Origin of the sequence: Niallia sp. Man26, from assembly GCF_022049065.2 — a bacterium.
In the GTDB taxonomy this organism is placed as follows: Bacteria; Bacillota; Bacilli; order Bacillales; family Cytobacillaceae; genus Niallia.
Window position 1 is genome coordinate 563,225 of the sequence record NZ_CP095744.1, and the last position, 19,131, is coordinate 582,355.

Consider the following 19,131-nt stretch of genomic DNA (forward strand, 5'->3'; position numbering starts at 1 on the left):
TTGTCTTCCTCCTTATTGTTTCGCTTCCGTAAATAATTGCTGATGCTTTTCTAATAGTTCTACAGTTAATTGCTCTGCATACTGTTTGGCATGAGCAGGTTTGTTAATGTCATCTACTGTTTCGCCTTCATAAATGGCTACTGGATAATTCGTGATTAATTCCTGTCTGGCATCATTGATAATTGTTTCCGCCATTTCCATGGCAAGCTTTGTTTTTTCCTTATCATCTTTGTTTACGACTGCAACTGATTCTGTCAAAGAGAAATTCCCTTCTGTCGGATCAACATAGCTGATCGGTGCTCCTTCCTCTTGCGCTTTAACTGCTTGGTGGCGAAGACCAAATCCTGCAGCTACTTCTCCAGCTTGAACTTTTTTGATAGGACCTGACCCTGAGCTTTCCAAATGGGGACCAACATTAGCAATCAGCTTTTCCAACACTTCTTTCCCTTCTTCTTCTCCGTATTCTGTTAGAATGGCTTGTACTAACAGCCACCCTGTTGATGAATCTGCAATATTTGGAATTGAGACTAAATCTTTATACTCAGGTTCTGTTAAATCTATAATAGACGTTGGCGCTTCTAAACCATTTTCCTTCAGTACCTCTGTGTTGACAAAAATCGCACCAGTAATTGCAAGGATTGGAGAATAAAAGGCTGGATGTTCATCAACTGCTTTTGTTTCAAACGTTAAATCTGTAAACATATCATTTTGTTGTTGTGCACTTTCAAGGAAATAGGAGCTCATTGTGACCAGATCTGCTTCTATGTCTTTTCCTTCGGCAATAAGTTTCCCGCCAAGTTCAGAAGTTCCTAAAGACTGTAATTGATATTTGCCTTCATAACCTGCTGCATTTAATGCATTTTCCATTGCTGTTATTGCCTCTTCATCACCATTTGTGGTAATCACTACTTTCTCTGACGCTGCACTGCTGTTACTGCAGGCAACCGTCACAAAAAACAGACTGACGGTTATCAATAACAAAGCCACTTGTTTCATCGCTTTTTGCATGTTAATCCCCTCACTTTTTTTGGATTTTGGAACAAAGCCTGCTGCTTTATGTTTTTGGACATAATCACAGATAAGCTTTACTGCTAAGTTTGTAACAAATATTAGAATCGACAGAACAAATATTTCATTGAATTTAGCAAAATGCTGCAGCTCCTTAATTTTGCTCGCAAGCACAACTGTCTGTGTCGATACTAAAAAGATAATCCCGCTGATGGTAACCATCGAATTGATAAAATAATAACTGAACATTTCGATAATTGTTGTTATAGAGTTAGGTAAGATAACTCTCCAAATTGTTTTGAACCAGCTATCTCCGAATAAACCTCCTGCTGTTTCCCAATTTGGATTCATTTTTGCTAACGTGTTTTTTGCCATCAAATATGGTGTTGTAAAATAATGAACGATATTACATAAGATGATAATTAAAAATGTTCCTTTTAGAGTGCTACCATTGATAAGCAGTAAATAAGATAATCCTAATACCATGCCAGGAACTGTATTACAGATGATAGAGATAACATCCAGTACCTTCGTTTTCATACTTGTTCGCGCTGCTAGTAATGCCGCGAAATAAGCTACTACTGTGCCAAAAACAGCTGTACTTGCTGCTATTAAAATCGAATTCTTGTAAACGAAAATTAATTCACTGGATTCAAGTACTGATTGAAAATGCCCCCAAGTAAATGACATATCATACGGATAACTGTTTACGAATGGTGCGATAAATATAACCGCAAATACAGACAGCATAGCTGTGATAATCAGTGCAGACAGAATACCGAAAGCACTGTCTCTTTTCTTATTCTCCAGCAGCTCCATATCAGAGACATTGTCATTATGAAAATTGAATTTTTCCAAATAGCTTAACAGGAAAATGCCAATTACACTTGGCAAAAGCATCATTACAGCGATTACTGCCCCATGGTTAAAATTAGGAATAGATCCAAGCATTACTTGATAAAGCTGTGTTGCGACAACATTGTACGTCCCGCCGATAGAGGCCGGAATACCAAAGTCTGTGAAGCTTAGGATAAACGAAAGCACAAACGCTCCACCTAATGTTCCAATTAACGGGCGAAGCACCGTGGTATTAAAACTGCGGAACACCCCATCTCCCATTAGTTTCGACACAATCATATATTTCTTGTCTACCTGCATAAAGGAGTTGTGAATTAACAAAAATGCTGGTGGAATGGTATAAATGACATAGCCAAGCAATAAGCCATTAAAGCCATAAATATTGAATAATTTCCCGCCAAATATGTTTGTCAGCAAGCCTTGCTTTCCGAATGAATAAATAATCGCAAAGCCATATGTTATTGTCGGGAGCAGCATTGGAACAAGAATGCCAATTCTAACCGCTTTTTTCAGTGGCTGAAACATCCTAGTACATTGAATACTGTATGCCAGCACAAACGCGATAACGGTTGTTAATACAGCAGTAAGCCCTGACACTTTCACACTGTTCCAAACTGCTTCACCAAAAGCTTTATCTGTTATTACTGTCTGAAAATGAAGCAACGATAAACCTTCATCTCCCTGCACCGACCGAATAAACAGCAGAATGAGCGGAACAAGCATAAATAACGAGAACAGAAGAACAACGAGCCAATAAATAAGGCGCATCTCTTTTTTGACACTATACATGGGCGCCACCATATAAGGACAGAATGCTTTGTCTTTTCGTCTCCAGCTGTTTCAAAATAAAGCTGCGTACAAATTCATTTTGTGGACGCTGCATGATATCTTCTGGTGTTCCAAACTGGGAAACTTTACCGTCGTTGATGATGAGAATTTTATCAGACATCGTCATCGCCTCTTCCGGATCATGTGTAACCAGAATTGTCGTTAGCTTAAACTCCTTAGCGATTGTTTTAATTCTTTCCTTAATCGATTCTTTAATAACCCCATCTAAAGCACTCAAAGGCTCATCCAATAATAGAATTTTCGGTTTTGTCACCAGTGTCCTCGCTAGTGCGACTCGCTGCTTTTGCCCTCCTGATAATTCATGAATTCGTTTAGTCAAATGAGGCTGCAGTTCAAGGAAATCAATGTACTCTTGAATTTCTTGTTCTGTAATGCTGCCTTTTTTATTTTTTAATCCGTAACGGATATTGTCATATGCATTCAAATGAGGAAATAGTGCATAGTCTTGGAATACAATATTAAATCCTCGTTTTTCCATTGGAACTTTTGAAACATTATCCTCATTGAAGTGTATTTTGCCATTATCCATTTTTACTAATCCTAATATGATTTTTAATAGAGTTGTTTTTCCACTTCCACTTTTACCTAAAAGGGAGACGATTTCCCCTGTTTGGATGGATAAGCTAATATCTGACAGAACCTCTTTATCCCCGAATTGTTTGCTGACATTTTGTAGTTGAAGCAAACTTTCCACCTCCTCTTGCACAACTTCAGTATAAATACTATATGTAAATGACAAACCTGTTTTTTGTTAAGCGAATGTAAAATATGCATATTTTAAGCATAAGTTATACATTAATTTTGCATATATTCATTTTAATTAATTAGTGTTTCTTGCTTTTTTTCTACGTATAAAGTATAAATAGAGGCAAGTTCACTATTAAAATGAATAAGGGGAAAAAGCATGTTTCCACTAGAAAGACAAAAAAGAATTATAGAATTGTTGATGGTCAAAAAAGTCCTTAAAATGACAGAATTAACTTCAGAGCTTGGCATCTCTGTTGATACTTTACGCAGAGATATTCAAACGCTAACGAATGAGGGGAAAATTGAGAAAATATATGGTGGTGTGAAGCTAGTTGAATCATTCTTAGGTGAATCGACTATGGGAGAGCGGATGGTCAGCCACTTGACTGAAAAAGAAAGCATTGCCCTTACATGCAGCAATCTCATCAATGATGGCGATTGTATCTTTCTCGACAGCGGCTCTACAACCTATCAAATCGCCAAATATATTAAAAACAAGAAAAACTTGACGGTCGTAACCAACTCCATTCCAATCATAACCGAGCTAATGACTAGCGATGTGGAATTGATTGTGATTGGCGGCAAAATCCGTAAAGAAGAAAATTCAGTAGTAACATTTGATTATCTATTTAACTTTCAAGAGCTCAATATCTATAAAGCGTTTATCTGTACAAGCGGGATTACGCTAGAAAAGGGAATTTCTGATTATAATTTAGAGGAAGTCTTAACAAGGAAGAAAATGATTGAAATATCCAAGGAAATTTATGTAGCTGCTGATAGTTCGAAGTTTGGTAAAGACGTGACCGTTAGCATTTCCCCGCTAGAGAGTATTGATTACATCATTACAGATGCCAATTTATCTGATAGTATTGTCGAGCAGTTCCGCGAAACAAATTGCACTTTAATACTCGCAGAAAATACGGAAAAATAAGAAAGGGGAGTCACACAACGGTGACTCCCCTTTCTTATTTCATCCCCCAGACAACAGCAATATTCCGGGCTGTTCTTTCCACGTATTCCTCTGCATTCTGAAATGCTTCCTGTAAGGATATAACACCTGGAATGATGCTGAAGACTGCGTCAATGCCGTGTTCATGAACAACATCACTGTCACTTGCAGCATTACCAGCTATGGCTATTACAGGGACACCATGTTTTTTGGCAGTCTTAGCGACGCCGATTGGGGTTTTCCCAAAAATCGTCTGACTGTCTATTTTTCCTTCTCCTGTAAGGACTAAATCAGCATCAGCAACAAGCTCAGAAAGCCGGGTTGCTTCAATCACAATGTCGACGCCGCGCTTCAAATCAGCTTGCATAAATGCCAGCAAACCGCCGCCCAGTCCGCCTGCTGCTCCTGCCCCAGGTACTTCAGCTATTTTTATGCCTAATTCTCGTTCAATGACTGCTGCATAATGAGCTAGGTTTTCATCTAGTTGGTGCACGATTTCAGGAGTGGCACCTTTCTGCGGACCAAAGATGGCAGAAGCTCCTTTTGGACCAATCAAGGGGTTATCCACATCGCAAGCCACTTCGATTTTGACACCAGCTAACCTTGAGTCCAAATGCGATAAATCGATGGCAGCAAGACTGCTGAGGAAACCGCCGCCATCTTCTAATTTTTGACCGTTCTTATCAAGGAAACGGGCACCAAGCGCGCTTGCCATCCCAGCACCCCCGTCATTAGTCGCACTGCCGCCAATACCGATAATAATATGGTCGACATTATGCTCAAGTGCAGCGGCAATTAATTCACCAGTGCCTCTTGTTGTCGTAACAAGGGGATTTCTTTTTTCTGATGGTACTAAATAAAGCCCAGAGGCTGCCGCCATTTCGATTATTGCAGTTGTTTCATTACCAAGTATTCCGAAAAACGCCTCTACTTTCTCGCCTAACGGGCCAGTCACTGTTTTTGTGATAATTCTTCCGCCTGTTGCATCCACTAATGACTGCGTAGTACCCTCTCCTCCATCAGCCATAGGCACTTTCACATACTCAGCATCAGGAAATACTTGCTTAAAGCCGTTTTCAAGCGATTCTGCTACCTGTAATGCTGATAAGCTTTCTTTAAAGGAATCTGGTGCAAGGACAATCTTCATCTTTATTGCTCCTTTCTATATTTTTTAGCCAAATAGTTTAAACACCCCATAAATAAGGGTTGATATGATTGCTAATGTTAAGCCCACTAGTGTTTCATATGGCAATAGCTTTAGGCGTTCCTTCATGTCCATGTTGACACTGCCGCCTGTAGAATGGAAGAAACTTCCGTGTGGAAGATGATCTAGAACAGTAGCACCAGCATGAATCATTGCAGCACCGGCAATGGCTGACACACCCATGTCAAGGATGGTAGAACTGAACACTTGGCTTGCCACTGCTGTTCCTGCAGTAGTAGAAGCAGTTGCTGCCGACATAAAAATTCCCGATACAGGTGCAAGCACATAACCTGGAAGTCCAAGGACATTTAACCCATCAATTAGCACATCCTTTAAACCAGAATTAGCAATAATGCCTGCTAATGTGCCTGTTCCAAGCAGCATGATCGCAACACCGGACATCTTTCCTAAGCCAGATACAGCATAATCATTAATCTTTTTCCCTCTCCCCATCACAATTGCACCGACTATTCCGCCAACCGGCAAGGCAATCATTGGATCGATGCTAATATTAAATAGCGGCCGTAATGCTAATAACAAAATCGTTACAATCGGCGCCACAATCGCTGTTAAAAAGGATGGAAGCTCCATGCTGTTAGGAGAGTCAATTTCCGCTAACTGGACGACTGACCCTTTTTTGACAAGTCTTTTTGCAAGCAAATAGGTAATGGCGAGTCCGAAAACAGCTGGAATGATACCTGCAGCCATAATGGATGTTAACGGAACATTAAAGGCATCCGAAGCAGCAATCGCGTTCGGGTTTGGTGACATGATATTCCCTGCCTTACCTCCGCCAATCATTGCCAGCAAAATAGCGGTTTTAGAAATGCCGGCCTTTTTAGCAATTGCCAAAGCAATCGGTGCTACTGTAATAACGGCAACATCAACAAACACACCGACTGTGGTCAAAATCATCGTCGCTAATGATAAAGCGAGGAGCGCTCTTGTTTCTCCCAGCTTTTTTACAATCGTTTCTGCGATAACAGCGGCCGCACCAGATTCAATCAAGACACCAGCAAGCACCCCAGCTGCCAGAATTCTTAGCACTGCAGGAATAATCCCCTCCGCACCTTCTATCATTAACAAAACTGTATTAGCTATATCTACTCCTCCGACTAGTCCACCGACTAAGGCGCCGGCAATCATGCCATAAGCAGGAGAAACTTTCTTCAGTATTAATACAATTGCTACAACAAGTGCTACAATTGCTCCTAAAGCACTTACTTGAATGTCCAAAATAGCTCCTCCTCATTTGTTTGTAATTATTAATAATTGTAAGCGTTTCCTAAATGTTTTTCTTCGTTCATTCCATAAAAAAAAGCTTGGCAGCTCCAAGCTTTTTTGTGCATTTGCACAAGTCTATGAAAGTTGATTTTGAAGAACAGAAAGATAAAGCTCTACTAACTCCTTTATTTTCCGCGGGTCCTTACCTGTCAGCTCATTAATTCGCTCTAAACGGTAGCGAAGTGTATTGCGATGAATAAACAGCCTTGCTGCCACTTTGTTCACGTCTCCATTTTCCTCTACATACATAAGCAAGGTTTCAAGCAATTCCCCTTTTTTATCCTGTTGCTTCAGCCTCTCGATATAGGTACCAAACTTAACATCTAGCCCCTGTTCTTTTGCTTGCGACAGAAAAATCGGCAGCTTTCTGTCCTCTGAGGAATAGATGTTCTTATCTGGATCTAGCTTTTTACCAACCTTTAAAGAATGTACAGCTTCCTGATAAGAAATACGTATCCCTTCCAAGCCGCTGTAGTATGTTCCAAGAGAAAATTTGACTGCCAGCTCTTCCTGTTTTTCGAGATAAGACATCCATCTCTCCAGCTCTGCTCTTGTGGCTGCTTGATTCCAGACGCCATTTTTTAACACAATCCTTTTTAATAGAATAATATAATGTTGGTGGACAACATATAAATCATCCTTTGACAGCTTTGCACGAATGGTTTTAAAAACTTTAGCATTATCATCTGCTGCCATAATTATTACCGTTCTTGGAATAGTTAAGTCCATGCCGAGCCGCCTAGCTCGGTCAAAATAGAGTGAATCAAAGTCTTCCTGTCCATTAAGCAGCATCGTCACAAGCTCTTCTTTTAACCGCTCATCCCATTGCATTTCCTCCATTAAAAAGGCTTGCTGGATGATCATTTCGGCAGCCATTCTGACAAGCTCTCCATAATTACGGATTTCCTCAGGTGCTCCCGTTATCCCAATGACACCAACAACTTTTTCATGAAAAGTAATCGGCAAGTTTATACCTGCTTTCACCCCATGAAACTTATCTGCTTCAGTAACACCAATTTCAAAACCAGTCTGCGTTTCGATTACCTTTACTGCACCTTCATGGATAGAATCAACTCTATCCTCATCCCCTGAAGCAATAATAACCCCTTTTTCATTCATAACATTAATATTCCAATTTATAATTGTCATCGTGCGATTGACGATTTCCTGTGCTAGCTCCTTGTTTAAGTATTTCATCTGAACCCTCTTTTCTGGTACAAAAGGATATCCTTCTTTATTAAGATTATATTTATCTTAACATAGCAGTCTATTCTGACTTCACTTAATTTTTTTAAGTTATTCTTTCTATTAAATATCTTATTAAAAATATAATGCAACCTTTTCTTTATAATCACGTAGGTCCTCTTACTAGCAACAAACGATATCCATAAAAAAGCACCCTAATCTTAATGTAGTCTAAAAATTAGGGCACCCACCATATTATTTGAAATAAAAAAACTATATTTCACTTAGGAATAACTATTCTGAATACAAAAGTGTTTATTATTGATGTAATTATTTTTTGTGGGAAGAAATTTTAGGACGGGCAACAAGAAAGAAAATCGTATGCAAAACAAAGAAGATTACCGCAAATATAAGAAAATCTACTATCAAAATAAATTCAACATTATTTTGTATGGAGTCATGAAGAAAGAAAGTTATAATCAATACAATGAAGCAGCTTAAAGTACTTTGTTTCCAAAAAGAACTGTATGCTATTTTTGAAATGAAAAACACCTCCTCTATTCACCATTCTAATCACATCTTAATTTAAATCTTCAGCTGGTACAACCTGAATATCAACCCACTATCCTATCGCTTCAAAATATAATATAAATGCCCTATAAAAAAGATATATAACTATAGATATACTTACAAAAACTATATTATTTATCTCTTATCAAATTTACTTCTCTCCATTTAAAATAAATTATAGACTTAAATTTTCTCTTTCCTTATAAAAAAAGACTTGGATTATATCCAAGTCTCAGAATTATTCAATACCGCAATTCTCTAGCAATTACTGCAATATCCCGCGGTGATGTTCGGCAACAGCCGCCGATAATGCTCGCTCCTGTTTTAAACCATTCTTTATGGCTTAAACTTGCGCATGCTTCCTCGCCATGCCAAGTTTTTGTGGTCGGGTCGTATGTTTCGCCTGAATTTGGGTAGACAATTATTGGTTTATTTGTACTTTCTTTTATATTTTTGATTGCTTCTGTGATGATTTGTGCTGATGCACAATTAAAGCCGATGGCGGCAATTTGGTCGTGTCCTGTGAATTGTCTGCCACAATCCTTTAATGGTGTGCCGTCACTGATTTGTGTTTCATCTTTTAATGAGAAAGAAAGCCAGGCGTATGTATTCGGAAATTCCTTTAGTATTTCAGTCAGTACGGTTGCTTCCTGCAAAGAGGGAATTGTTTCAAATGCAAGAATATCAGCTCCTGCTTCCATTAATGCTATCATTCTTTTCCGATGAAAGTCTGTAAGTACTTTGTTTGTTACATCATAGTTCCCGACATATTCAGATCCATCTGCCAAGTATGCGCCATATGGTCCGACTGATGCAGCGACTAACGGCTTGGGTCTGTTTGACTGTTCGTGCTCTTTCCAGAAGTCATCTCTAGCCTTTCTGGCAAGAGCAACGGATTTTTTTATCAACTCTATTGCTTTTGTTTCATTTATATCTCTTTCTGCAAAGCCTGCAATCGAGGCCTGATAGCTTGCGGTGATGGCGCAATCTGCTCCTGCGCGAAAATATTCTGTATGCACTTGATAAATAAGCTCTGGCTTTTCTAAAAGCACTCTTGCTGACCAAAGCGGGTCATCTAAATTACAGCCATGTGCTTCTAATTCTGTCGCTAATGCTCCGTCTAAAATCATCAGCGGATAATCTGATAAAATATTGTTAATTGGATTGCTGCTGATCGACATACTTTACTTCTCCTTTTTTTAATTTCTTCATTACATAAAAGCTAACATAGCAAAATAGGATAAATGGAATTCCGCAATACAGGGCAATCCGTTGTGTTGGGTCAAAGGCAATACCAATACATGATGCAAGACATAATAAGAAAGAAGCAATCGGTACAAATGGATACAACGGTGTGCGATAGACTAAGCTGTCGACAGAGTTTCCTTCTTTAATAAAGCGTCTGCGGAACAAAAACTGTGAAGCACTAATGCTCATCCAAACAGCGACAACAGCTAGTCCAGAAATAGACACGAGCACGATATAAACTGTATCTGGAGCTACTATGCTTGATAAAAGCGCTAATCCTCCGCCCAACATGCTGAAAATCACGGCATAGACTGGAACCCCTTTTTTCGACAGCTTTTTAAACTTCGGTGAAATTGTATTTTTATCTGCAAGTGACCAGAGCATTCTCGAAGCTGCATAAAGGCCTGAATTAGCAGCAGACAAAATGGCGGTCAAGATTACAAAGTTCATGATATCTGCCGCATATGGAATTCCAATCCGCTCAAACACTGTTACAAATGGGCTTTCTAACACCCCGGCTTCGGATGCTGGCAATAGGGCAGACAATACAAAAATAGTACCAACAAAGAAAATGATTAAACGCCATAATGTTGTATGAATTGCTTTTGGGACGTTTTTTTGCGGATCTGCCGTTTCACCTGCGGCAATTCCAATTAACTCTGTTCCTGAAAAAGCAAAATTAACAGCAAGCATCGTCATAAACAACGTGACAGCACCGTTCGGGAAAAGACTGCCACTTGTAAAATTACTCAGCAGAGGTGCAGACTGTGAATGAGTCATTGGAATAAGCCCGAACACTGCTCCTAATCCTAAAATAATAAAAAGGGCAATGGCAATTACTTTAATAGAGGAAAACCAAAATTCAGATTCAGCAAACAATCTGACTGTAAGTATATTAAGTATGAAAATTAAAATTGCAAATACTAAGCTCCAAATCCACACATTAACAGCTGGAAACCAGCGCTGCATGAGAAGTCCTGCAGCTGTAAATTCTGATCCTAATGCAACAGTCCACGTTAGCCAGTACAACCAGGCAACTGTATAACCAGTAGCTGGATTAATGTATTTAGCGGCATAGCTGTGGAAGGCTCCTGTTTCTGGCATATGCACAGCCAGCTCCCCTAAGCACAGCATCACTAGATACACAACAAGCGCACCAATGAGGTAGGCCAGTATTGTACCGATAGGACCTGCCTGCTGTATAGTGTAGCCTGAACTTAAAAAGAGTCCTGTTCCAATTACTCCTCCAAGTGACAGCATCACTAAATGTCTTGTTTGCATTTTCCGCTGAAATTGTTGTTTGTTCTTTTCCATCTTAACTCTCCTTAAAATATCCAGAAAAAAACACACCCTAAAATAGAGTGCGCTGCTGACTAATAAATAACATAAGCTCTTATCTATCAGGAGTCACCCGACTGGAATTAGCACAGTGTCAAAAAGACCTGTTGCTGAGGCTTCATAGGGCCAGTCCCTCCGCCTCTCTGGATAAGAAATATTTTTATTACATTAACAATCTATGAAATTATTGTCAATAGGGGCAATTTTGACTAAGTTACGAGAGAGTTATTCTTACATTTCTTTTTTAAGAGTAATTATGCTTATTATCTAAATGGAGGATTGTATAAGCAGTATTTTGAAATAACAAAAATCAGCAAAATTTTTTCTTTTAAAAGTAGCTATATCATTCTATTAGTTCTTACATCCTGTGAATTCCTTCTCAAAAAAACTTGCTTTCTTATGTTATACTGTATAAGGTTTGCAACATTTGAGAGGAGTTACCTAGTATGGACTTATCAAAATCATCTGATTACAACAAATCTATTTCTATTTATTTACTTATTGCAGGCATCGTGCTTGTCGCTTTCAACCTTCGACCGGCAATTACGTCATTAGGACCGCTTGTCGGCTTCATACAAGAAGATGTTGGACTAGCCCATTGGAGCTCTGGCTTGCTGATGAGCTTGCCCTTGATCACGTTTTCTGTCATGTCACCCCTCGTCCCTAAAATATCCAGCAGATTATCAAATGAAAAGACATTGCTTCTCGGTTTAATCATTTTATTGACTGGCATATGCTCTAGGTCAATTCCTTATACGTTCTTTCTTTTCGCCGGTACTCTGCTCGTCGGTATAGGGATTGCAATTGGCAATGTTTTGCTCCCTGCCATTGTTAAAGATAAATTCCCAGAAAAGTTCGGGTTAATGACAAGCGTTTACTCCACATCAATGGGTGTGTTCGCGTCTTTAGCTTCCGGATTAAGTGTCCCATTAGCTGACGGACAAGGCTTGGGCTGGCAAGGTGCTCAAATGGTTTGGGGAATTCCTGCAGTTGCTGCGATTATTGTATGGTTCTATTTATTGAAATACAATAGAGAAGATAAAGAGGTCATTACTGGTGCAAAGCCAGTCTCAACAAAAGTTTGGTCATCACCGATTGCATGGCAAATTGCCGTGTTCATGGGATTTCAGTCGTTTTTATTTTATGTGACCATCTCTTGGCTGCCAGAAATCCTGCATAGTTATGGAATGAGTCTTGAAACTGCAGGCTGGATGCTGTCCTTTACGCAGCTGGTAGGTTTACCTGCAAGCTTTTTCATCCCGTTTATAGCAAGCCGTCTTCGTTCCCAGTCGTTGATTGCCTGCGGTTTAGGCATTTGTGCTATTTTAGGATACAGCGGTCTTCTGTTTAGTGCAGATCACTATCCAATCCTAGTTATCAGTATCATCCTAATCGGTTTGGCACTTGGCGGAATTTTCCCATTAGCTCTCAGCTTAATCGGCTTCCGTTCTCAAAATGCTAAACAGGCAGCAGAACTGTCTGGGATGGCCCAATCAACAGGTTATATCTTAGCTGCTGTTGGCCCACTATTTATCGGTTCCTTGTTTGATTGGACACATGTTTGGTCAATCCCAATCGTGCTATTAATCATTATTGCAGGGATTGTGACAATATTTGGGATTTTGTCAGGTCGGGATAGACATATATAATTTTTATAAAAAACGGTGCACATTATTGTGTACCGTTTTTTTAGTATTTTATAGTAAATAATTGTAATTCATACGGACAAACTAAGAAAAAACCAAAGGAGAAAGCAATGTCTAAACGAAATGAACTTATTTTTTTACGAATTTTATTTGTTGTCAGTATTGGCTTTTTCTTAAACCTGATTAGAAAACCACTTTTAAAGGACTGGCTGATTATCTTTTTGTTTAAAAGCTATATTGCATCAATCTTAGATTACCTCGTTGTCAAAAAAGGCTATATTACATACCCTGTCAGGATTTTCAAATCTTTTGATATTAGTGTGCTTTTCAGCTACCTGATCTTTCCTGTCACTTGTGTTTATTACAATCAAGCAACAAAAAATTCAAGATTGCCGGGAATATTGTTTAAATGTCTGCTTTTTAGTCTTCCTTCTGCAGTTGCAGAACATTTTATCGAGAAGCATACAAAGCTGGTCCAATATAAAAAAGGCTGGAATTCTTCTTTCAGTTTCCTTTCGATTGCGTTTACCTTCTTATTTGTTCGAACCTTTATATCGATTGTTCGTAAAGTTGAAAAAGCATAAGCTAGTAATTAGTCAAGTGTATTATTCTCTTTCGGTGAAGCAGAAATATATGCCTCTGTAAATAAAGTAGTTATACTGTCAACAAGAATATCCTTTAATATATCAAAGGCATAATCAATATCTAATCGTTCTGTCCACTGATGGGCATCAAATCCGACCGGCCCGATATTCAATACAGGTACATTTAGCAGCTCTAATTCTCTAAGAGGGACTGTGTAACCTCTCTCCCAAATTGGCATATTGGCTGTAAGTGATATCATCGATTCTGCTGGATATTGCAAACCAGCATAACTTAGGTCGGATATACCGTTAAAGTAATTTCGTTTTTCAAAATCTATGCCGTGAGCAGCTGTTCCGTATGTCTGTATTTGCTGAACAACTGTAGTTATTAATGGATGTTTATAGGAACTAATAGCAGGATAAAAGGGTGGCGCAAAAAACACGATGATCATAGGGGCAAGTTCTTTGCATAGTATCGCTAGTTTATCGACCATCTCAATGGTTGCTTCTCTGTCATCCATTTCTCCCCTGTTTTGCAAAATCGAGGTATGGATGCTTTCTACACTTTCTTTTCCATACTTCGTTACTGCATATTGACTAAGCTCATCATATGTTAATACAGAAACATTCATTCTAGGCGGCGAAAAGGGAGTATATTTAGCAAACTCGGCGGCTTGCAATGAATAGGATTTTGTTATTTTAGCAGCTGCATTGCCGGCTTTCTCCATGAGTAACTGCACCACATCATCCATTTTCTTTTCTAATAAAAACAGATTAAATAACGTAACAGCGCGATGCGGTATTTGCACAGAATAATCTTTTTTGATGCCATACTGAATTAAGTTAGTTGGCGGCGGTGTCGTTTCACCTTCTACTATTTCACATAAATCGGTATTCAGTTCGATTTCTTCTGTTAATAGAGATACCATATAGTTTGCATTCAACCCGGCAAAAGGTTCGCCGACATGTGTTTCTTTGCCGTAGCAAAGGAAACCTGGCAACAGCTTGCCGATGGATCCTGTATAAATATACTTATTATTGTCACCAGGATATCTCATAAACATCGGCTCACCGTTCAAAACAGTCACATATTCCAAGTCATATTCTTCAGCAAGTTCCAGCAATATTGGAACTGCTGCTCTCATTCCAATTGAATTTACTTCTTCATCAGGAACTGTCACTAACAAGATATTGCCTTCAAACTCTCCATTACATGCTTTTTCAATCATCGACATATGAAGGGCCAATCCACATTTCATATCCATCGTTCCCCTGCCGAATAACCAATTTCCTGTTTCCATATCATTCTTGACTTGTTGTGGAAGTTCTTCCTTATGCAACTGAAAAATTTCTGTTAGTTTCTTCGGATCAAAAGCATGTTCCTTCCATCTGCCGTAGTCCTGCACATCAACAACGTCAAAATGGCTGATCAGAATTACTGTCTTTTTTGTTGGAAGTTGATTTTTCACAAGGCCTGTAACAAAATTTCTGCCATCTCCTGTTGGATTTTTTTGAAGATGATCTGGATGTTTCTGAAAATAATCTAAGCTTCTTAGCTCATTTACGACAAAGTCAGGAAGAATTTTTTCTGCGTCAGAGCCTGTAATACTAGGTATATTGACAAGCTTGCATAAAAGGTCGACTAATTGCTCTTTTGTGTTCCATTTTTCCATGTTAGCCCTCTTTTCCATATGATGAAATTTGTTTCCATTAACTATATAAAAATGGACAGAACCCGCTGACTTCAGGTTCTGCCTAATGCTGTAGAAATTTCTTTTGCCGCTTTCTTTATACAATGAATTAAGTAGGATAAACGTTCTTCGCTAACACGATATTGGACGACTCCGATGCTGATTGCCCCTACCAGCTGGTGATTAAAATCTAAAACGGGAGCTGCAACAGATATTGTGCCATCTGTTCTTTCACTATAGCTTACCGCATACCCTTGTTCTTTTATTAAAGACAATTGATCAAATAATTGACTCTGTTTTGCTTTAGAAGATGGAAGCAATTCCTTAACGATTCTTTGCGTTTCTTCTTCTGGCATATTTGCCAGAATCGTTTTATTTGGCGCCCCAATTGAGAGCGGAATCCGCAAGCCGATTTTGTCAATAATTCTAACATTAGTAGGACTGTCGACTCGTTCAATAATAATGGATTCCATTCCGTCACGGATATTAAAATAAATACTTTCCTCCACTTGCTGTGCTAATTCTGCCATTACTTCGCGCGCCTTCGTTCGGTAGTCTGCCTTCTCGAGCTGGCGCAAACCAATCTCCATCCATAAACTGCCGAGTTTATAATGCTTTGTATCGGCATTTTGCAGTACTAGCTGATGCTGGATAAGCGTATTTAAGAGGCGGTGAACTGTACTTACAGGCAGACTAAGACTGTAGGCAATTTCTGAAATCGACCACCATTCTCCATTATCAGAAGCAAGCAGCTTTATAATACTCATTGCTCTATCAATAGACTGTACCATAATAACCTTCATTCTTTTTTGACATATAAAATATTTTTACACCATCAATGTAGCAGACTGAAATACATTCTGCAATATAATTTTTACAAAAGTATGAATAATAAGAAATTTAACCAGAAGACCCATTGACATAATCTCATAATTATTTGACAATAAAATTAAGTTTCCAAATTATAGATGAAGTTTCCATAATGCGGAAAGTGATAACTTATTTTATGTACGTACCATACACGATATGATATAAACTTTCGTTTCGAAAACCACCTAATGATTGGAGGAATCCTTATGTCTATGTCAGAAAAATTTATTAGACAAAGTGAAGAATTCGGAGCAAATAATTATCATCCCCTGCCGATTGTCATCGAAAAAGGAGAAGGAGTGTGGGTGGAGGACCCTGAGAAAAACAAGTATATGGATATGCTTAGTGCTTATTCAGCTGTAAACCAAGGACATTGCCATCCGAAAATCATTGCTGCTTTAAAGAATCAAGCAGATAAAGTTACCTTGACTTCCAGGGCTTTTCATCATACTCAGCTTGGCCCGTGGTATGAAAAGCTGTGCAAACTGACAAAAAAAGATATGGCTCTGCCGATGAATACCGGTGCAGAGGCTGTCGAAACGGCTATTAAAGCTGCACGGCGCTGGGCATATGATGTTAAAGGTGTAGATGAAAATTCAGCGGAAATAATTGCATGCTCTGGGAATTTTCACGGGCGCACAATGGCAGCTGTGTCTCTATCTTCCGAAGCAGAGTACAGGCGCGGGTTCGGTCCTTTGCTGCCTGGTATCAAGCTCATTTCATACGGTGATTTAAATAGTTTAAAAGAAGCGATTACACCTAATACAGCAGCATTCTTAATTGAACCAATACAAGGTGAAGCAGGAATTATCCTTCCCCCTCCCGGCTTTATGAAAGCTGCCTTTGAATTATGTAAGCAGCATAATGTTCTCTTTATCGCAGATGAAATTCAAGTCGGACTCGGCAGAACAGGAAAGCTGTTTGCTTATGAGTGGGAGGATATCGAGCCAGACATGCTCATATTAGGAAAAGCTCTAGGAGGCGGGGTATTTCCTATCTCCTGTGTTGTTGCCAATAAGGACATTCTTGGCGTCTTTAATCCTGGTTCACACGGATCAACATTTGGCGGAAATCCGCTTGCTTGTGCCGTATCGATTGCATCATTAGAAGTTATAGAGGACGAACAGCTCGCAGACCGATCTCAACAACTCGGTACTTATTTTCTTGCCAAACTTCAAGGGTTAAATTGTTCTGTCATTAAAGAAGTAAGAGGCAGAGGACTATTTATCGGCATGGAATTACATGAAGAAGCTAGACCTTTTTGTGAGAAGTTGAAGGAGCTAGGATTGCTTTGCAAAGAAACACATCATACCGTCATCCGGTTTGCTCCGCCCCTTGTTATTACGAAGGAGGAGCTTGATTGGGCAATGGAGAGAATTACTAAAGTATTTGCTGCAGAATAATAGAATAGATTAAGTCACGAAACTGATTAGGACATTCCTAATCAGTTTCTCTTCCTCCACACATTCCCGCTCTCCTCCGAAAGCCATTGTATCACTTCTCTCCGTCTAATAATTCCGATAAAAACACCAGAATCATCGACTACTGGAACGAAGTTTTGTTCTAGTAACGTGCTGACGATTGCTTCTATCTCACTGTTCACAGCTATCGCTTCATTACTAGCGTGAAGAGGTACGTCTTGAAGTTTCACCTCATTAGTATGTTGGAAGTCAAGATTTCCAGTATTTTTCATTTTCCATAACAGATCACCTTCTGTTACAGTGCCCAAGTAGCGGCCAGCTTTATCAAGGATTGGAACGGCACTGTAGCGGTGATACTCCATCTTCTCCATAACCTGCCTCATTGTCCAATGCTGGAATACGAATGCAACTTCGTGTTTTGGTATGAGAAAAAAGGCAACATTCATTGGCTTTTGTCCTTTCTGATTGGTTTGCTGTCTGCAACTATATGAATATCAATATTTGTTGTTTGTCTCATTATTTCATTGACGATGGAACCTTTTTTGATTTCTTCCCATCTTGTTCGTGCAGATTGTCCCAGCAATATTTGTGTAATAAAATGTTCATTCGCCGCTTCTACGATAATATGAGCAGGCTTTTGCATTCTTTTGTTTTTCAACAGAAATTCGGCACCGAATTGCAGGGCTAATTCCCTCCATGCTGTGATTTTTTCTTGTTTCCACTGTGGCATATCCTGCTCTTTGCTGTCTGTTACATGCAGTACATACAGCTTCGCCTTTAGGCGGTTTGCCATTCTCCAGCCTCTTCTAATAAGCTTTTCTGCAGTTTGGCTATACTGTACGCAAACTAGGATTTTTTCTTGGAGACCGATTGGCCCTTGATATAGATGGCCATTATTCTCTTCGATTTTTCCATCTACGTCATCAGCCACCTCTCTTAACGCAAGCTCTCTTAACGCATAAAGATTTTCCTCTGTAAAGAAGTTTTGTAGGCTTTGCTGAATTTTAGGACTATCATATACCTTGCCATCCTGGAGCCTTTTTCTTAATTCTGGTGGAGAAATATCGATTAGCTGAATTTCATTTGCTTTATTGATAAAAAGGTCAGGCAGCCTTTCGTTTACCTTTACTCCTGTAATATTGGCGACAATATCATGGACACTTTCCAAATGCTGAATATTGACGGCAGAATAGACATCAATGCCTGCTGCCAATATTTCTTCTACATCCATATATCTTTTCCGATTTTTTGATCCAGCTATATTCGAGTGGGCGAGTTCATCAATGATGACGATGTCTGGAGCTCTTTTCAGAATTCCAGGAATATTCACTTCATAAAATACCTTGCCTTTATAGTTCAATTCAAGGAGCGGAACCGTTTCAAGCACGCCAATCTGTTTTTTTGTTTCTGCTCTGTTATGTGTTTCTATCAGGCCAATAACAATATCCTTACCTTCTTTACGCAGTTCGTTTGCGTCCTGCAGCATTCTGTAGCTTTTTCCAACACCAGGCGCTGCTCCTATATACAGCTTTAGCTTACCCCTTCCTTCCTTATCCATTTCTGCTAAAATTTCTTCCGCTGTCTTTCTTCTGAAATATGGATGATTTTCCTTCACATTTATTCCTAGCTCCTTTCTTTAAGCAAGCTCCCTGCCCTTTTAGCAGCAGGAAGCTTGGAAA

At 39.2% G+C, this 19,131-nt stretch carries 15 protein-coding genes and 1 riboswitch; of the genes, 4 read left to right on the forward strand and 11 right to left on the reverse strand.

What is annotated here, in order from left to right; translation table 11 throughout:
- Positions 1–12: 12 nt before the first annotated feature.
- On the reverse strand, positions 13–2,655 hold the full coding sequence (locus tag L8T27_RS28870) for an extracellular solute-binding protein (RefSeq protein WP_349238820.1): 2,643 nt from the start codon (positions 2,653–2,655) through the stop codon (positions 13–15).
- Entirely contained in the window at positions 2,648–3,400 is a 753-nt protein-coding gene (locus L8T27_RS22305; RefSeq protein ID WP_237943061.1) for an ABC transporter ATP-binding protein, read from the reverse strand. The genes L8T27_RS28870 and L8T27_RS22305 overlap by 8 nt, the downstream gene beginning before the upstream one ends.
- Before the next feature lie 219 nt (positions 3,401–3,619).
- Here L8T27_RS22305 and L8T27_RS22310 point away from each other — a divergent pair, with 219 nt between their 5' ends.
- Positions 3,620–4,393, forward strand: a complete 774-nt coding sequence (locus L8T27_RS22310) for a DeoR/GlpR family DNA-binding transcription regulator (protein ID WP_237943063.1) — start codon at positions 3,620–3,622, stop codon at positions 4,391–4,393.
- A gap of 34 nt (positions 4,394–4,427) precedes the next feature.
- On the opposite strand, the gene L8T27_RS22315 is transcribed toward L8T27_RS22310, so the two are convergent.
- The 5 genes from L8T27_RS22315 to mmuP all read right to left on the reverse strand — a co-directional run bounded on the left by L8T27_RS22315 (position 4,428) and on the right by mmuP (position 11,216).
- Positions 4,428–5,558, reverse strand: a complete 1,131-nt coding sequence (locus tag L8T27_RS22315; RefSeq protein WP_233314960.1) for a glycerate kinase — start codon at positions 5,556–5,558, stop codon at positions 4,428–4,430.
- A 24-nt stretch (positions 5,559–5,582) separates the two neighbouring features.
- Positions 5,583–6,851, reverse strand: a complete 1,269-nt coding sequence (locus L8T27_RS22320; protein ID WP_237943065.1) for a GntP family permease — start codon at positions 6,849–6,851, stop codon at positions 5,583–5,585.
- A gap of 123 nt (positions 6,852–6,974) precedes the next feature.
- A complete protein-coding gene (locus L8T27_RS22325) occupies positions 6,975–8,096 on the reverse strand; it encodes a CdaR family transcriptional regulator (RefSeq protein ID WP_237943066.1) in 1,122 nt (373 codons plus the stop codon).
- Between the two features lie 800 nt (positions 8,097–8,896).
- On the reverse strand, positions 8,897–9,835 hold the full coding sequence (gene mmuM / locus L8T27_RS22330; protein ID WP_237943070.1) for a homocysteine S-methyltransferase: 939 nt from the start codon (positions 9,833–9,835) through the stop codon (positions 8,897–8,899).
- The gene (gene mmuP / locus L8T27_RS22335) at positions 9,810–11,216 is read right to left on the reverse strand and encodes an S-methylmethionine permease (protein ID WP_237943072.1); all 1,407 of its coding nucleotides are present in this window, start codon (positions 11,214–11,216) and stop codon (positions 9,810–9,812) included. The genes mmuM and mmuP overlap by 26 nt, the downstream gene beginning before the upstream one ends.
- A 76-nt stretch (positions 11,217–11,292) precedes the next feature.
- Positions 11,293–11,394, reverse strand: a riboswitch (SAM riboswitch).
- Between the two features lie 292 nt (positions 11,395–11,686).
- Between mmuP and L8T27_RS22340 the strand changes: the two genes are divergently transcribed.
- Complete coding sequence (locus L8T27_RS22340; protein ID WP_237943074.1) at positions 11,687–12,889, forward strand: CynX/NimT family MFS transporter; 1,203 nt, start codon at positions 11,687–11,689, stop codon at positions 12,887–12,889.
- 107 nt (positions 12,890–12,996) lie between these two features.
- Positions 12,997–13,470, forward strand: a complete 474-nt coding sequence (locus L8T27_RS22345; RefSeq protein ID WP_233314954.1) for a CBO0543 family protein — start codon at positions 12,997–12,999, stop codon at positions 13,468–13,470.
- Between the two features lie 8 nt (positions 13,471–13,478).
- Here L8T27_RS22345 and L8T27_RS22350 read toward each other — a convergent pair whose 3' ends face one another.
- A complete protein-coding gene (locus L8T27_RS22350; RefSeq protein ID WP_237943076.1) occupies positions 13,479–15,143 on the reverse strand; it encodes a M20/M25/M40 family metallo-hydrolase in 1,665 nt (554 codons plus the stop codon).
- Positions 15,144–15,214: 71 nt separating this feature from the next.
- The gene (locus L8T27_RS22355; protein WP_237943078.1) at positions 15,215–15,952 is read right to left on the reverse strand and encodes an IclR family transcriptional regulator; all 738 of its coding nucleotides are present in this window, start codon (positions 15,950–15,952) and stop codon (positions 15,215–15,217) included.
- 285 nt (positions 15,953–16,237) lie between these two features.
- Here L8T27_RS22355 and L8T27_RS22360 point away from each other — a divergent pair, with 285 nt between their 5' ends.
- Entirely contained in the window at positions 16,238–17,434 is a 1,197-nt protein-coding gene (locus L8T27_RS22360; RefSeq protein WP_233314951.1) for an ornithine--oxo-acid transaminase, read from the forward strand.
- Positions 17,435–17,475: 41 nt separating this feature from the next.
- On the opposite strand, the gene L8T27_RS22365 is transcribed toward L8T27_RS22360, so the two are convergent.
- A complete protein-coding gene (locus tag L8T27_RS22365) occupies positions 17,476–17,898 on the reverse strand; it encodes a CBS domain-containing protein (protein ID WP_233314950.1) in 423 nt (140 codons plus the stop codon).
- Positions 17,895–19,067, reverse strand: a complete 1,173-nt coding sequence (kdpDN, locus tag L8T27_RS22370; RefSeq protein ID WP_282581467.1) for a KdpD-like non-kinase potassium sensor — start codon at positions 19,065–19,067, stop codon at positions 17,895–17,897. The genes L8T27_RS22365 and kdpDN overlap by 4 nt, the downstream gene beginning before the upstream one ends.
- Between the last annotated feature and the right edge of the window lie 64 nt (positions 19,068–19,131).

What these genes read in the sequence shown, in the direction of transcription:
- L8T27_RS22355 (WP_237943078.1), bottom strand. Translation starts at nt 15,952, where the DNA reads ATGGTACAGTCTATTGATAGAGCAATGAGTATTATAAAGCTGCTTGCT.
- L8T27_RS22310 (WP_237943063.1), top strand. Translation starts at nt 3,620, where the DNA reads ATGTTTCCACTAGAAAGACAAAAAAGAATTATAGAATTGTTGATGGTC.
- L8T27_RS22365 (WP_233314950.1), bottom strand. Translation starts at nt 17,898, where the DNA reads ATGAATGTTGCCTTTTTTCTCATACCAAAACACGAAGTTGCATTCGTA.
- L8T27_RS22315 (WP_233314960.1), bottom strand. Translation starts at nt 5,558, where the DNA reads ATGAAGATTGTCCTTGCACCAGATTCCTTTAAAGAAAGCTTATCAGCA.
- mmuM (WP_237943070.1), bottom strand. Translation starts at nt 9,835, where the DNA reads ATGTCGATCAGCAGCAATCCAATTAACAATATTTTATCAGATTATCCG.
- L8T27_RS22345 (WP_233314954.1), top strand. Translation starts at nt 12,997, where the DNA reads ATGTCTAAACGAAATGAACTTATTTTTTTACGAATTTTATTTGTTGTC.
- L8T27_RS28870 (WP_349238820.1), bottom strand. Translation starts at nt 2,655, where the DNA reads ATGTATAGTGTCAAAAAAGAGATGCGCCTTATTTATTGGCTCGTTGTT.
- L8T27_RS22325 (WP_237943066.1), bottom strand. Translation starts at nt 8,096, where the DNA reads ATGAAATACTTAAACAAGGAGCTAGCACAGGAAATCGTCAATCGCACG.
- mmuP (WP_237943072.1), bottom strand. Translation starts at nt 11,216, where the DNA reads ATGGAAAAGAACAAACAACAATTTCAGCGGAAAATGCAAACAAGACAT.
- L8T27_RS22360 (WP_233314951.1), top strand. Translation starts at nt 16,238, where the DNA reads ATGTCTATGTCAGAAAAATTTATTAGACAAAGTGAAGAATTCGGAGCA.
- L8T27_RS22340 (WP_237943074.1), top strand. Translation starts at nt 11,687, where the DNA reads ATGGACTTATCAAAATCATCTGATTACAACAAATCTATTTCTATTTAT.
- L8T27_RS22350 (WP_237943076.1), bottom strand. Translation starts at nt 15,143, where the DNA reads ATGGAAAAATGGAACACAAAAGAGCAATTAGTCGACCTTTTATGCAAG.